This is a genomic window from Enterobacter sp. AC1 (assembly GCF_050434705.1).
GTDB lineage: Bacteria > Pseudomonadota > Gammaproteobacteria > Enterobacterales > Enterobacteriaceae > Enterobacter > Enterobacter cloacae_L.
This window is the reverse complement of record NZ_JBNDIZ010000001.1, coordinates 851,429-865,699: the sequence shown is the minus strand read 5'-3', so window position 1 is coordinate 865,699 and position 14,271 is coordinate 851,429. Positions and strand designations below refer to the sequence as shown.

The window sequence follows — 14,271 nt, the reverse complement described above, 5'->3', positions numbered from 1 at the left end:
CGTATTCTCCTTTGCAGTTCAACAATGGGAAAGACGATGCTATCCCATTAACATCCAGGTTGCCGGTACGGCAGCAACCAGTAACATTCCAATTAATGCCATTTCACGGCGTTTCAGCGCGTTCTCCAGCTGATGCGTGCGGCGGGCGTAGATAAACACCAGCAGACCCGGGGCATACAACACCACCGACAACAGCAGATGCATAGGCCCGGAAGCATACAACAACCACAGGCCGTAAATACAGGCTCCGACACCCACGACATAATGCGCCGGGCGTGAGGCAATTTTTAACAAATACGCACCCACTAAGAAATAGGGTACCAGAATCATTTCCGAGGCGATGGTCAGCAGGGTGTTATAGTCTGAACCTGTGAGCCAGATCAGCACCAGACAAACCTGAACGCTGATGTTGGTCAGCCAGAGTGAGGCCGACGGCGCACTGTTTTTGTTTTGACGGGCAAACAGGCGCGGAAACGCTTTGTGCGTAGAGGCCAGGAACGGCACTTCAGCCGCCATAATGGTCCAGCTCAGGTAAGCTCCGCAGACGGAGACGATCAGCCCCGCAGCGATCACCACGTCGCCCCAGGGACCGAGCATTTTCACCATCAGTCCTGCCATTGACGGGTTACGCATTTCAGCCAGTTCAGGACGCGCTACCACGCCCAGCGACAGCAGCGTCACCAGCAGATACACGCCCAGCGCGGCCAGCACGGCCAGCAGCGTGGCGCGGCCGACATCACGTTTATTTCGGGCCCGGGCCGAAACCACGACGGCTCCTTCAACGCCGATAAACACCCACAGGGTTATCAGCATCGTGTTTTTCACCTGCTCCCAGACAGGGACGCCCAGCGCCATGCCGCTGAAATCGAGCGTAAACACGTCGAGGCGGAACGCAATAAACGCCAGAATGATGAACAGGCCAAGCGGAACCAGCTTCGCGAGGGTCGCTACCAGGTTAATGCTGGCGGCCGTTTGCACGCCACGCAGCACCAGCCAGTGGACGAACCACAGCAATATCGAGGCGCCCACAATAGACTGCCAGGTATTCCCGTCGCCAAAGAAGCGCAGCTCAGGCGTATCGGTAAAGAAACTCAATGCCGAGAAGACGATGACCAAATAGGAGACGTTGGCGATAACGGCACACAGCCAGTATCCCCACGCGGAACAGAAGCCAATCAGCTCGCCGAAACCTTCACGTGCATAAGTAAATATGCCGCCGTCCAGATCCGGGCGAATGCGGGTGAGCAGCAGCATGGCGAAGGCCAGCAGCAATATCCCAACCCCCGTAATGCCCCAGCCAATGAGTAGCGCGGCAGGGCTTGCAACGGCCGCCATGTTCTGCGGCAAACTGAATACGCCTGCACCCAGCATTGAGCTTAAAACGAGTGCAGTCAGAGCACTCAGGCCAAGTTTCTTTTCCATTGGCTTCCTGTTATGAAAGGTCCAAATCCAGAATAATTATTTCGCACAGGCGCATAAAAATGGTGGATTACACTAAGGCGCGGGATTTTACGGAGTGTAACGAAAGCATGCAATGACGTGGGGCAGAAATTCAAAAAAAGTAACAAAAAAGGCGGCATTGCGCCGCCTTTCGTAAACGATTTTGTTACTTGTACAGATCGGCGCTGATGGTCACGTTGTTACCACGTTCCTGCCACTGGCGGGTGATGTGGTAATACTTCGCCCCTTTCTTCGCCGCACGCTTCGCGACCTGATAGGAGACTTCCGTCATGTTGCCGTAGTTGCCGGTAAACTTGATGCTGTCGAACGGCACCATCTGCGCAGCAGTGGCTTTGTTCAGCTCTTCAATTTTGGTGCCGTCTGGCAGAGTAACGGAATAACGACCGCCTTTCGTGGATTGCGTTTCAAAGAAACGGCCCACTTCAGCGCTTGGTGCAGCAGAAGTTGCTACGCCAGGAATTTCTACTTTCTTCGCCTCTTCGCCGCCTTTCGCTATCGCTGCGCGACCGGCTTCTGAATCAGCCGGAATGGCATCCGGGCTCTGCAGAACACGTTTCTTCGCATCTTTTTTATAGATGAACGCGGTAATACGCTGGTTGCCACCCTGGTTAGCATCGACCTGACGCACGATGTAGAAAGCGTATGCATCTTTCTCTTTCGCGGCTTTGGTGATGGCATCGTTCACTTCAGGCTGGCTGCGATAGAAGCCCTGAACGGTGACGGTGTCGTAAGGTTCCAGCTCAATCGCCTGATCTTTCGGCAGCTCAACCACGCCGTTGATCACGCGGTTTTTCGGTGCGTCAGCTTTTGGCGCATTGTCTTTGAACAGCGCAATGGTCACGCGCTGGTTACCGCTGTTGCCGTAATCAGACTGGTCCACTACGTAAAACGAGGCCGCCCCGTTTTTATCAGCGGCTTTTGATGCAGCGGCGACGGCATCGCCAATAGAATTATAACGACCCACAATGACCGTATGGTCAAAAGGTTTTAACGCTGCCGCTTGCTCCGGCGTTAACTCTGTCGCGGCATTCGCAGACAGGGCGGTCGCGGAAAGAAGTGCGGACGCCAGGAGTGTGTTCTTAAGCTTCATAAAAATGATCCTTCGCCTTGCGCAAACCATGTACTGGTATTGTTGTTAATTTGAGACGGTCCCGATTATTGCATTTAAAACCCGTCGCTGTCTGCGCCATTTTTCACAGCCTGTGCTCACTCAATCACCGAATTCTATAACATTTAGTGATATGTTGAAAAAACGGGCGTTTGACAAGTAAAACTGATAAAGCATATGACTTTTACAAGTTAATTTAATGTTAATAACTTGTTCTGTTATGGCGCTATATCATGTTTTTACCGCTTCGCTTGCGCGATTTATCGGTTCCGGCGATGAATTTAAGGTAAATATCACTGTCAGTGACGCCGATCGCTTATTTTTCACAGATAAAGTAAGAAATAGTGTTTTCTGGCGGTAGATCGCGGGCGCTATTTTCAGTAGGTTATAGACAGTTTGTTACTGTTTTATTTTCCGGGGTCAATCATATCTCGTCGCTCGCGCGACGGTGAAAACTGATACAAACCGCGGGCATTTATCGATAAACCATCATCAAAAACCGATGGAAGGGAAAACTATGCGTATTGGGGTACCAAAAGAACGGTTAGCCAATGAAACCCGCGTAGCGGCAACACCGAAAACGGTGGAGCAACTGCTAAAACTGGGTTTTACCGTCGCGGTTGAAAGCGGCGCGGGCAAGCTGGCGAGTTTCGATGACGAGGCCTTTATCCAGGCTGGCGCGGAAGTGGTGGACGGTGCTGACGTCTGGCAGTCGCCGGTTATTCTGAAGGTAAACGCACCGGAAGAGAGTGAGATTGCGCTGCTGAATCCGGGGACGACGCTGGTGAGCTTTATCTGGCCTGCGCAAAATCCTGAGCTGATGGAGAAGCTGGCGGCCCGCGGCGTGACGGTGATGGCGATGGACTCCGTGCCGCGTATTTCGCGCGCGCAGTCGCTGGATGCCTTGAGTTCCATGGCAAACATTGCTGGCTATCGCGCCATTGTGGAAGCTGCCCACGAGTTTGGTCGCTTCTTTACCGGTCAAATCACCGCCGCGGGTAAAGTTCCCCCGGCAAAAGTGATGGTGATTGGCGCGGGCGTGGCGGGGCTTGCCGCAATCGGTGCGGCAAACAGCCTGGGCGCTATCGTGCGCGCCTTTGACACCCGTCCGGAAGTGAAGGAGCAGGTCCAGAGTATGGGGGCCGAATTCCTTGAGCTGGACTTTAAGGAAGAAGCAGGCAGCGGTGACGGTTACGCGAAGGTGATGTCCGAAGCCTTTATCAAAGCCGAAATGGCACTCTTCGCCGCCCAGGCGAAAGAGGTCGACATTATTGTCACCACCGCGCTGATTCCGGGTAAACCTGCGCCGAAGCTGATCACCCGTGAGATGGTTGATTCCATGCAACCGGGCAGCGTGATCGTCGATCTGGCCGCGCAAAACGGCGGTAACTGCGAATATACCGTGCCGAATCAGGTGACCACGACCGCTAACGGCGTGAAGGTGATTGGTTATACCGACCTGCCGGGCCGCCTGCCTACGCAGTCTTCTCAGCTGTACGGTACCAACCTCGTCAACCTGCTGAAGCTGCTTTGCAAAGAGAAAGACGGCAACATCACCGTTGATTTTGACGATGTAGTGGTACGCGGCGTCACCGTGGTCCGTGAAGGTGAAATCACCTGGCCTGCGCCACCGATTCAGGTTTCTGCCCAGCCTCAGGCTGCTCCAAAAGCGGCGCCAGAGCCTAAAGTATCCGCCAAACCGGCTTCCCCGTGGCGCAAATACGCGATCATGGCGCTGGTGATTATTCTGTTCGGCTGGCTGGCTGACGTCGCGCCGAAAGAGTTCCTCGGCCACTTTACCGTCTTCGCGCTCTCCTGCGTCGTAGGCTACTACGTGGTGTGGAACGTCTCCCATGCGCTGCATACGCCACTCATGTCGGTAACCAACGCCATCTCCGGGATCATCGTCGTGGGGGCGTTACTGCAGATTGGTCACGGCGGCTGGATCAGCTTCCTGAGCTTTATCGCGGTGCTGATCGCCAGTATCAATATTTTCGGTGGTTTCACCGTGACTCAGCGCATGCTGAAAATGTTTCGTAAAGGCTAAGGGGTAGCATATGTCTGGAGGATTAGTGACAGCCGCATACATTGTTGCTGCAATCCTGTTTATTTTCAGTCTGGCGGGGCTTTCCAAACACGAAACGTCTCAGCAGGGAAATAACTTTGGTATCGCCGGGATGGCGATTGCGCTGATTGCCACCATCTTCGGGCCGGACACCGGCAACGTGGCGTGGATCCTGGTGGCGATGATCATCGGTGGCGCGATTGGTATTCGCCTGGCGAAACGCGTTGAAATGACCGAGATGCCGGAGCTGGTTGCCATTCTGCACAGCTTCGTGGGTCTGGCCGCGGTGCTGGTGGGCTTCAACAGCTACCTGTACCACACGCCGGGTCTGGAACCGATTCTGGTGAACATTCACCTGACGGAAGTGTTCCTCGGTATCTTCATCGGTGCGGTCACCTTCACTGGCTCCATTGTTGCGTTCGGCAAACTGCGCGGGAAGATCTCCTCTAAACCGCTGATGCTGCCAAACCGTCACAAGCTCAACCTGGCGGCGCTGGTGGTTTCGTTTGTGCTGCTGATAGTCTTCGTGCGTACCGAAAGCGTGGGCCTGCAGGTGCTGGCGTTGCTGGTAATGACCATCATTGCGCTGGCGTTTGGCTGGCACCTGGTGGCGTCCATCGGTGGTGCAGATATGCCAGTGGTCGTCTCGATGCTGAACTCCTACTCCGGTTGGGCGGCAGCGGCGGCGGGCTTTATGCTGAGCAACGACCTGCTGATCGTTACCGGTGCGCTGGTGGGTTCTTCGGGTGCGATTCTGTCTTACATTATGTGTAAGGCGATGAACCGTTCGTTCATTAGCGTAATCGCCGGTGGCTTTGGTACCGACGGGGCTTCTTCCAGCGCGGATGAAGAAGTGGGTGAGCACCGTGAAATTTCTGCGGAAGATACCGCAGACATGCTGAAAAACTCGCACACGGTCATTATCACCCCGGGCTACGGCATGGCTGTGGCGCAGGCGCAGTATCCGGTCGCAGAGATCACAGAGAAGCTGCGCGCGCGCGGGATCAAGGTTCGCTTTGGTATTCACCCGGTGGCGGGGCGTCTGCCTGGCCACATGAACGTGCTGCTGGCGGAAGCGAAAGTGCCGTACGACATCGTGCTCGAAATGGATGAAATCAACGATGATTTCTCTGATACCGACACGGTCCTGGTCATTGGCGCCAACGATACCGTTAACCCTGCTGCACAGGACGATCCGGGTAGCCCAATCGCCGGGATGCCGGTTCTGGAAGTGTGGAAGGCGCAGAACGTGATTGTGTTTAAACGCTCCATGAATACCGGCTATGCCGGGGTTCAGAACCCGCTGTTCTTCAAAGAGAACACCCACATGCTGTTTGGCGATGCTAAAGCCAGCGTGGATGCGATTCTGAAAGCGCTGTAAGTTGCGTTGAAACGAAAAAACCGCCGGATCCGGCGGTTTTTTATTGCCGGGTGGCGCTGACGCTTACCCGGCCTTCGGTTTTGTAGGCCCGGCAAGCCTGCGCCGCCGGGCATTAGGGGTTAATCGTCTTCCGGATCGTCCAGCTCAACCGGCGTCTGGTAATCATCCGGCTTGATAACCAGCAGGTCGCAGCGCAGATGGTCGATCACCTGTTCAGCGGTATTGCCGAGGAACGCGGCAGAAATGCCGGTCCGGCCTATGGTACCCAGCACCACAATCCCGGCCTGGAGATGTTCGGCTAAATCCGGGATCACCTCTTCAGGCAGCCCTTTTTCTACGTGGGTCATTTTCTCATCAATACTGAATTTCTGACGCAGCGCTTTCATGGCCAGCAGGTGCTGACCGCGGATCGCGTCGTTGTACACGCTCGGGTCAAATTCAGGCAGCTCAATGGCGATATTGATCGGGGTGACCGGATAGGCGCCAACCAGATGCACTTCGGTGTGATTGACCTGGTCAGCAAGCTGGATTGTCTCCTTCACCAGCTTTTCGTTCAGCGAATTGTGATAGTCCTCTTCGCTGGCGAGATTAACCGCCACAACGGCTTTCCCGCCTTCAGGCCACGGCTGGTCTTTCACCATCCAGACCGGGCAAGGGCATTTACGCAGCAGATGCCAGTCGGTCGGGGTGAAGATCACGGATTCCAGCTTGTCGTGCTGGTGCGCCATCTTCAGCAGCAGGTCGTGCCCACCGGCAACGATTTCCTGGATGATGGCTTCGAAAGGTCGGTTGTGCCAGACCACTTTAATATCGATGGGTACGCCCGCTTCCAGGTAATATTTAGCCTGTTCACGGATCCACGCGGTACGCTGGCTGATGACGCCCTGACGCATAGCGGTGCGCTCGTCAGGCGACAGAAGGGTGGTCATCTCATACGAGAAGTCATAGATCGGCAAAAACGCTTTGATTTTGCCACCAATCCGTTGATGTAAATACACAGCACGTCGTAACGCCGGCTGATCGTCCTGGTTAGGATCGATAGCTACCAGCATGTTTTGATACTTGGCCATACAGGTCTCCTTACTACTGTCACCACAGTCTGTAATTAAAAGAGTAACCTATATATCCTGAATGAAACAGAGGGGAGGTTTTGCGAGATCAATAATTCATGAAAATTTATTACTTAATGTTGTTGCATGCTGAATTCAAATGGGTTTCTTGGCCTTCAAATCGCCTTGAGGGCGTAACGGGTGCATGTTGGCAAGAATTCTCTTGTTTATGATGGCAACCTGGTCCTTGTCCATATCACCGATCCACTTCGGATAGACCTCATAAACCATCCTTGAATCCTCATGGCCCATCTGTGTAGCAATAAAGGAAGGATTCGCCCCAACAGAAAGTGACCAGCATGCGTAAGTGTGTCTGGACTGGTATGAATGCCAGCACGGCGAAAGCCATTCTTCCACCCATTGGATATAGAATTTTTTAAATAGTATCCGACCTTTCTTGTTGATCGACTCGATGGAACGAATACTGGCCTGATAACCTGCATTTCAGTTTTACCATGTTCACGATGATGGTAGATGATCTCGTGTTGCGGCAGATGGCCTGTAATTTCGAATGGTCTTTTCAGTCCATCCAGAGCAGGCTGGAGCAGGGTAATTGTCCTGATCTCGGCATCCGTCTTAGGCGGTACGAATAAGCCTTGCCGGGCACGGCCCGACGTCGATTCAACTGCTGCAGGCGAAGTACAACCGCAACAAGTCGAACGGGAAGGTGTGAGATGGACAGCTTAAAACAGCGCATTGTTGATTACATGGAAATCAACCAGCGCTGTTATGCGCGCTGACCTCATCGCGGTGATTGCATTCAGCGGTAAGGGGCTGGGTCGTGAACTCGCTGCGTGAATTGTCATGAAAAACCACAAGTTTAAAATTTACTGTCACACCGTAATTTGCTACTTTTCGCGCATAAAACCTGAGGGGAAGACATGCGTATCCAATCAATAGACTATTTACGTGGTGCTATGTCACTTAGCATTGTTTTTTATCATTTTTTTTATCAGTTTACTGATTGGGGGGTGACAGATTCTGGCACTCTGTTGGGACGCCTGGGAATTTACGCCGTGTCTGCATTCTATATCATTAGCGGCATGGCTCTTTATCTCGCGCATCAGCGCGACAAATGGTGTGCTGGTCAGTATCTGAAGTTTCTCGTCAGACGATTTTTTAGATTGGCCCCAACCTATTGGGTTGCGCTTGTTTTAGCTACCGCATTCGGTGTGTTCTTCGTAAACGGCTTCTCTATAGATGTCTGGAAGTACGCACAAAATGTACTTTTGATCTTTGGAATCACGAACCCAACGGAATACATAATCATGGGGGGATGGTCTATAGGAAACGAAGTCGTATTTTACCTACTGTTTCCGGTGTTTATTCTTGCTACAAAATGGGTGTCGTCACTTGTACTGATGGGGGGGTATTAATAGTAACTCTCATCCATAGCACCTTCTTTTTCCTGGATTCTCATCAAACCCTCGCCAGGCAGTGGGCAGACTATATCAATCCAATGAACCAAATTTACTTTTTTATTGCAGGAGTGATAATGGCTAAACTCCTACTCCCCTATGTAGGGAGACGAAAAGGGCTATTGTTTGTGGCCGCTGTGGGATTGGTAGTTGTCTTTACGCTTTATCCTGTAACAGGTAACCAGATAAATATTGTCACTGGCACTAACAAGCTGGTGTTTGTTTTGCTTACGGTACTGTTGTGCGCCGTTTTTTTCTTGATCGGCAATCTGCTGTCCGTGAGATATGTTCATGCTGTGCTGAAGTTTTTAGGCGATGTGTCCTACCCTTTGTATCTTCTGCACGGCGTATCTTTTGCGTATTTCCAAAAATTTATTTTTTATAGGGAAATGTCAGATTCAACTCTTTTCGCATACGCTTCTGTCCTTCTGATGATACTGCTATTTCTGTCGTGGTTTTGTCATGTCTGTGTAGAAAAACCAGCAATACGGTTTAGCCAGTATATGAAAATTAACGGGAGTGCCAAAGGCATGATCCAAGGGAATGGAAGCCGTTCATGAGGCGACAACAAGTTTCAGCTGCGATGTTCTTATACGCGAAGTCCACTGGATGTATTTTTTTACACAGGTTGAAACGCAGCTGCGATGCCATTTATCTTTCGGAAATGGATACATTTATCGCGTCGGGGCGCCGAAGGCAATTGAACATTATTCTTTAAGCAACGAACTGGCCACTTTTTAGTGGCCATTTATTTAATTTTTTGGATGCTTTTCTCTCGTAATCCATCCGAGAAGACCAGTAACTGCAAGTATCGCAATGATGATTTGATTTAGAGCGACACCCAAGTACGCCTTTTGATAGAGAGCAAAAAGGAAAAGAAAAAGAAGGATAAAAAATATCCATGAACAATAACGAGGGATTTTTGCGCGCATAGTTTATCTCTGCTGCAGTTATCTGACGTATGATACGTCTTACAAAAACGAATGAATTGATGATTATGAACGACACCAATATAGCTGCAAAGAGCCAAGATGAATGCGACAAGGTCAACGTTGGCTTAGCGACTTCTGGAGTCGCGTACAAAGAGCGCCTGAACATGCCGGTTTTATCGCTGAAGTATTGGCGGTTCGCAGGCGACGCTCTATACACCGATCAATACGTCAACCCTCATCAATAGCCAGTTCAGCGAGATCACTTTAAATGGCAATCGCGTGACGGGCCGGGTGGGTTATTCAGCTAACTATGCTGCATACATCCATCACCGAAGCGTACCTCAGAACTTCCGCCGGGCTACGGCCAGGAAGAAATTTTTAACCAAGGGGTTTGAAGACACGTAGCGAAAGATTGATGCTGTGATCGCCAAGGAAATGTCTCTATGAATCCTCTTATGTATCAGTGGGCCAGGAACATGTTTGGAGATGCCGGACTTACTACCGGTTTTCTGGTTCAGCTTCTTAATTTCAATGACCCGAATGACCTTTCGAAATCGATTATGGTGGTTCAGGCCAAATGTCGGAACCTCCATCAGAAACGACCTCGGGATCGATAACTATGTCCTGGTCAATGTGAACGGTGCAAAGGATAAAAACCAGGCGGTGGCAACGGCAGCCAAGTCAATCCTTGATTACGTTCAGGCAAATCCTCACGCAGATGAATGCGTAGGTAAGATCGAAAACTTGGGAGCTTACTCCAAATAAAGGATACTGTATTGGGTTTAGTGGTTCATTAATTTCAAAGAGTGGCAGAATAAAGGTAGTTGGAATTAGAGGTGGTTCCGTTTCTGCTAATGGCTCTGGTAATCTTGACAATGCCATTGGGTTCGCAGGCTGTGAAGACTTCTACGCAGAAGATATATATCCCCTAATGCTGATAGAAAGGCAGTTACAGCGCAGGTTAACGTAATCAATGGCAGGTTTAAAAACATCAGGATTGGCACTACCGACCATGACGCAGTGTCCATATAGGGTGACACTCTCAACCATGCGAACAGAACCGGAAACTTTGTCATTGAAGATATTACCATAGAGTCGGCCGAAAGAAATGATGTTAATTGTTCAGGTGATTTTGAAAGTGAACATACTGACCAAGTTATATTGAAAAATATCAGTGTGATCAGTGCAATCAGGATGTAATGACATTTACTCAATGTGATAATATTTATATTGAACCTGATGTTAGAGTAAATAACAATGTTGGTTGTGGTGTTTCTTTCACGTCATGCCGCGAAGTGTCTGGTGGTGCTCAAATACTCAATATCCATTCCGCAGCGCTTGTTCCTTTTAGCAGCAAAAGATTCGCATTCGATGCTCGCATAACAAATGCGGGGCTTTCCGGTACAGGTATTAACGATGCTATCTACATTAATGCTCCTTTATCACCACATTTTATAAAAGCTATTGTGTACGGCATATCTCATCGCCATCCTTTTAATAATGCAAGTTCATTAAATGGACATGTGATTAATTTCCCTTCACATGATTACATACCGCCAGGGGCGGCTGGGGTGTTTGCAGGTGCTGTTGCAACGGTTAAAGTCGATGCGCCAAGCGTGCCAACATTCACAGCAGCGGCTAATCCTAACGTAATAAGTTATGATAGCTTCCTGCTCTCTCCTGCATCTGCATTTACAATGACGACAATGAGCCGGGCGTTGCCTGGGAAGGTTGTTACGGTGCAGTTTAACGGGAGTGTTACCGTCGCGCATGGTACAACATCAGGAACAATACGTTTCAAAGGTTCAGCCAACGTCACCCCAGCAGCTGGCTGCGTGATGATGTTTTCGTATACATCTGAGGGACTTTGGCGAAAAGTGTCCCGTAATTTCTAATGAAGAAAAGCGCCCCATTGGGGCGCCTATTAGAACATTCTTTTCACAAATGGGATTTTTGAACCGAAATAAGAAAATATGCAGGATATAAAAAACACTATTAATGTGGTTATCAGTATGTAGTATTCCGTAGGGTTAACATCACCACCTATATGAAATTCTTTTGCCAGAGGCCATATAAACAAGGTGTGTATGCAGTAAACCCCTAGCGCAAAAGAAGAAAATATATTGGCAATCTTAACTACAATAGCATTGTCGATTTTAATGGAGATAAAGGAATAAAATAATGCTATCGCACCTATAATTACAAAAGGTGAGAGATAACTATAGAATGTTACGTTAGGTTTGCCAGAGTTATAGCTAAATTGTTTTGTAAGATACATGGTCAGCAAGCTTAATAGTATGTATAAAAACAGTGAAGCAACTGCTGCGAAACTATCTCTTTCAGATTGATTGTCCTTTATCCACGCCCCAATGAAAAACAAACCTATATATCCATATATAGTGGTTAGCTGAAATAATCCTGTGCTAATAGCCATTCCAAAGGTTGAGTTCACTACAGGAATTACTGATGATGTTATAAACCAAATGCAAATAAAAACCAATCTCTCTTTCGCGGTACTGTTATTGTATATTTTTGATATGAAAGGGGTAAATAAATAAAGCCCAAAAATGGCATATAGGAACCAAAGATGCGCAGATGCCGGGCGGCTAAATAGCTCTGTTGCATTGTAAAGCGGAATCCCTACATATAGATAATTATATAAATAAAAAACACCACTCCAGAAAACAAGAGGAGGGATTATTTTTGAAAATCTCTTCTTGTAGAAGGTTGTAACGGATTCGTCTCTTGTGATAAGAAAATAACCAGAGATCATAAAGAAAATTGGGACGCAAACACGTGAGAATGAATTATAAAAATTAGATACATCCCACTCTGCCTTTCCAAGTTTTGGGAAATTGACAGCAGAAACATGGATAAGCATCACCATAAAGCTTGCAACTATTTTTAGTAAATTTATATTTGGACTGTTTTTATCCATTTTTTAAGTCGCTCATCATCCGGTAAGTAAAATTTCAATGTTTTCTTGTACATAGAGTTTAACATCTGACATCAACTTTATCGACCCTCACATTTAGCGATGCTGTATATAAATACAGCATTAGAGGTAAGCATTATGGCGTTCTTCAGATCGGCAGAGTTACGCGAAATTATTGCTATCCCGCTGTTCAGCCATTTGGTGCAGTGCGGATTCCTCAGCCCGGCTGCTGATTACGTAGAACAGCGCATCGATCTCAATGAGTTGTTGGTATCCCGCCCCGCTCAACATATTTCGTCAAAGCCGCCGGTGACTCGATGATTGAGGCCGGGATCAGCGACGGCGATCTGCTGGTGATTGATAGTTCCCGAACTGCTGAGCATGGAGATATCGTCATTGCCGCGGTAGAAGGGGAGTTTACTGTTAAACGCCTGCAGTTGCGCCCGACCGTCCAGCTCAATCCGATGAATAGCGCTTACCCACCGATCATTGTCGGTAGTCAGGATACGCTCGATGTGTTCGGTGTTGTTACTTTCATCGTAAAATCGGCGAGCTAAGAATGTTTGCGCTCTGTGATGTGAACTCGTTTTACGCATCATGCGAGACGGTGTTTCGGCCCGATTTGAAAGTGTGGCCAGTTGTTGTTCTCTCAAATAACGATGGCTGTGTAATCGCACGCAGCGCAGAGGCCAAGGCCGCTGGAATTACCATGGGTGAGCCGTACTTTAAGCAAAAGAATTTATTCCGGCGTGCTGGGGTTGTTTGCTTCAGCAGTAACTACGAACTCTATGCTGACATATCGAACCGGGTAATGACGACGCTTGAGGAAATGAGCCTCCGCGTTGAATTTTATAGTATCGATGAGGCTTTTTGTGATCTGACAGGCGTTAGGAACTGCCGGGACCTGTCGGACTTCGGCAAAGAGATCCGCGCGACAGTTCTGAAGCGTACTCACCTGACGGTCGGGGTTGGCATTGCGCAGACAAAAACACTCGCCAAACTGGCAAATCACGCTGCAAAAAAATGGCAGCGCCAGACTGGCGGCGTGGTTGATTTGTCCAATATCGACCGTCAGCGTCGATTGTTGGCTCTGGTACCAGTAGAGGACGTGTGGGGCGTCGGCAGGCGCATCAGCAAGAAGCTGAACGCTATGGGCATAAAAACGACTCTGGACCTTTCAGAGCAAAGCACATGGATTATCCGTAAACACTTTAACGTGATACTCGAGCGAACGGTCCGGGAGTTGCGCGGCGAGCCTTGTCTTGATCTTGAGGAGTTTGCGCCGGTAAAGCAGGAAATCGTCTGCAGTCTGTAATTCGGCGAACGAGTTACTGAGTATGAACAGATGCGCCAGGTTATCTGAAGTTATGCGGCCCGAGGCGCTGAAAAGCTACGAGGCGAGCATCAGTATTGCCGCTTTATTTCTGCTTTCGTGAAAACCTCTCCCTTGTCGCTTAACGAGCCTTATTACGGTAATAGTGCGTCAATGAAGCTTCTCACTCCTACACAGGATTCACGAGACATTATCAACGCCGCGGTAAAGTGCCTAGACAGAATCTGGAAGGATGGTCACCGTTACCAAAAGGCTGGGATCATGCTGGGAGACTTTTTCAGCCAGGGTGTGGCTCAGCTCAACCTATTCGATGAAAACGCCCCGAGGGCAGCTAGCGAAAGATTGATGGAGGTGCTCGATCATCTGAACGCCAAATATGGTAAAGGTACGCTCTTCTTTGCCGGGCGGGCATTCAGCAGCAATGGCAGATGAAGCGAGAAATGCTTTCGCCGTGGTATACGACCTGCTTCCAAAATTTATTAACTGTTAAATAAATGCAGGACATTATTGTCAAAATAAAGTATCTTAT

The 14,271-nt window shown here is 49.4% G+C and carries 11 protein-coding genes and 4 pseudogenes; 11 read left to right on the top strand and 4 right to left on the bottom strand.

Annotation, left to right across the window (positions count from 1 at the left end; genetic code table 11):
• Positions 1 to 39: 39 nt before the first annotated feature.
• The gene (locus M2433_RS04095; protein WP_429052984.1) at positions 40 to 1,422 is read right to left on the bottom strand and encodes an amino acid permease; all 1,383 of its coding nucleotides are present in this window, start codon (positions 1,420 to 1,422) and stop codon (positions 40 to 42) included.
• A 184-nt stretch (positions 1,423 to 1,606) separates the two neighbouring features.
• Positions 1,607 to 2,551 carry a DUF1471 family protein YdgH gene (gene ydgH / locus M2433_RS04090; RefSeq protein WP_047348760.1) on the bottom strand — a complete coding sequence of 315 codons (945 nt, stop codon included), beginning with the start codon at positions 2,549 to 2,551 and terminating at the stop codon, positions 1,607 to 1,609.
• Positions 2,552 to 3,086: 535 nt separating this feature from the next.
• Here ydgH and pntA point away from each other — a divergent pair.
• Both pntA and pntB read left to right on the top strand, forming a co-directional pair.
• Entirely contained in the window at positions 3,087 to 4,616 is a 1,530-nt protein-coding gene (pntA, locus tag M2433_RS04085; protein ID WP_429052983.1) for a Re/Si-specific NAD(P)(+) transhydrogenase subunit alpha, read from the top strand.
• A 10-nt stretch (positions 4,617 to 4,626) separates the two neighbouring features.
• Complete coding sequence (gene pntB / locus M2433_RS04080; RefSeq protein WP_429052982.1) at positions 4,627 to 6,015, top strand: Re/Si-specific NAD(P)(+) transhydrogenase subunit beta; 1,389 nt, start codon at positions 4,627 to 4,629, stop codon at positions 6,013 to 6,015.
• 119 nt (positions 6,016 to 6,134) lie between these two features.
• Here pntB and uspE read toward each other — a convergent pair whose 3' ends face one another.
• Positions 6,135 to 7,085 carry a universal stress protein UspE gene (uspE, locus tag M2433_RS04075; RefSeq protein ID WP_047348757.1) on the bottom strand — a complete coding sequence of 317 codons (951 nt, stop codon included), beginning with the start codon at positions 7,083 to 7,085 and terminating at the stop codon, positions 6,135 to 6,137.
• Positions 7,086 to 8,005: 920 nt separating this feature from the next.
• On the opposite strand from uspE, the gene M2433_RS04070 reads away from it, so the two are divergent.
• The 7 genes and pseudogenes from M2433_RS04070 to M2433_RS04040 all read left to right on the top strand — a co-directional run bounded on the left by M2433_RS04070 (position 8,006) and on the right by M2433_RS04040 (position 11,369).
• A complete protein-coding gene (locus M2433_RS04070) occupies positions 8,006 to 8,500 on the top strand; it encodes an acyltransferase family protein (protein WP_429052981.1) in 495 nt (164 codons plus the stop codon).
• Entirely contained in the window at positions 8,401 to 9,102 is a 702-nt protein-coding gene (locus M2433_RS04065) for an acyltransferase family protein (RefSeq protein WP_429052980.1), read from the top strand. Before M2433_RS04070 ends, M2433_RS04065 begins: the two co-directional genes overlap by 100 nt.
• Positions 9,103 to 9,539: 437 nt before the next feature.
• Positions 9,540 to 9,653 (top strand): annotated as a pseudogene (locus M2433_RS04060) (DNA polymerase III subunit theta); the annotation flags it as partial.
• 7 nt (positions 9,654 to 9,660) lie between these two features.
• Positions 9,661 to 9,879: pseudogene (locus M2433_RS04055) on the top strand (HK97 gp10 family phage protein); the annotation flags it as partial.
• Positions 9,880 to 9,917: 38 nt separating this feature from the next.
• Positions 9,918 to 10,091, top strand: a complete 174-nt coding sequence (locus tag M2433_RS04050) for a phage tail termination protein (RefSeq protein ID WP_429052979.1) — start codon at positions 9,918 to 9,920, stop codon at positions 10,089 to 10,091.
• Positions 10,015 to 10,239, top strand: a complete 225-nt coding sequence (locus M2433_RS04045; RefSeq protein WP_429052978.1) for a phage tail termination protein — start codon at positions 10,015 to 10,017, stop codon at positions 10,237 to 10,239. Before M2433_RS04050 ends, M2433_RS04045 begins: the two co-directional genes overlap by 77 nt.
• Before the next feature lie 434 nt (positions 10,240 to 10,673).
• The gene (locus M2433_RS04040; RefSeq protein WP_429052977.1) at positions 10,674 to 11,369 is read left to right on the top strand and encodes a hypothetical protein; all 696 of its coding nucleotides are present in this window, start codon (positions 10,674 to 10,676) and stop codon (positions 11,367 to 11,369) included.
• A gap of 29 nt (positions 11,370 to 11,398) precedes the next feature.
• On the opposite strand, the gene M2433_RS04035 is transcribed toward M2433_RS04040, so the two are convergent.
• On the bottom strand, positions 11,399 to 12,412 hold the full coding sequence (locus tag M2433_RS04035; protein WP_429052976.1) for an acyltransferase: 1,014 nt from the start codon (positions 12,410 to 12,412) through the stop codon (positions 11,399 to 11,401).
• Between the two features lie 135 nt (positions 12,413 to 12,547).
• On the opposite strand from M2433_RS04035, the pseudogene M2433_RS04030 reads away from it, so the two are divergent.
• Together M2433_RS04030 and M2433_RS04025 are read left to right on the top strand one after the other, a co-directional pair.
• Positions 12,548 to 12,966, top strand: a pseudogene (locus M2433_RS04030) (translesion error-prone DNA polymerase V autoproteolytic subunit).
• A gap of 2 nt (positions 12,967 to 12,968) precedes the next feature.
• Positions 12,969 to 14,236, top strand: a pseudogene (locus M2433_RS04025) (Y-family DNA polymerase).
• Positions 14,237 to 14,271: the final 35 nt, after the last annotated feature.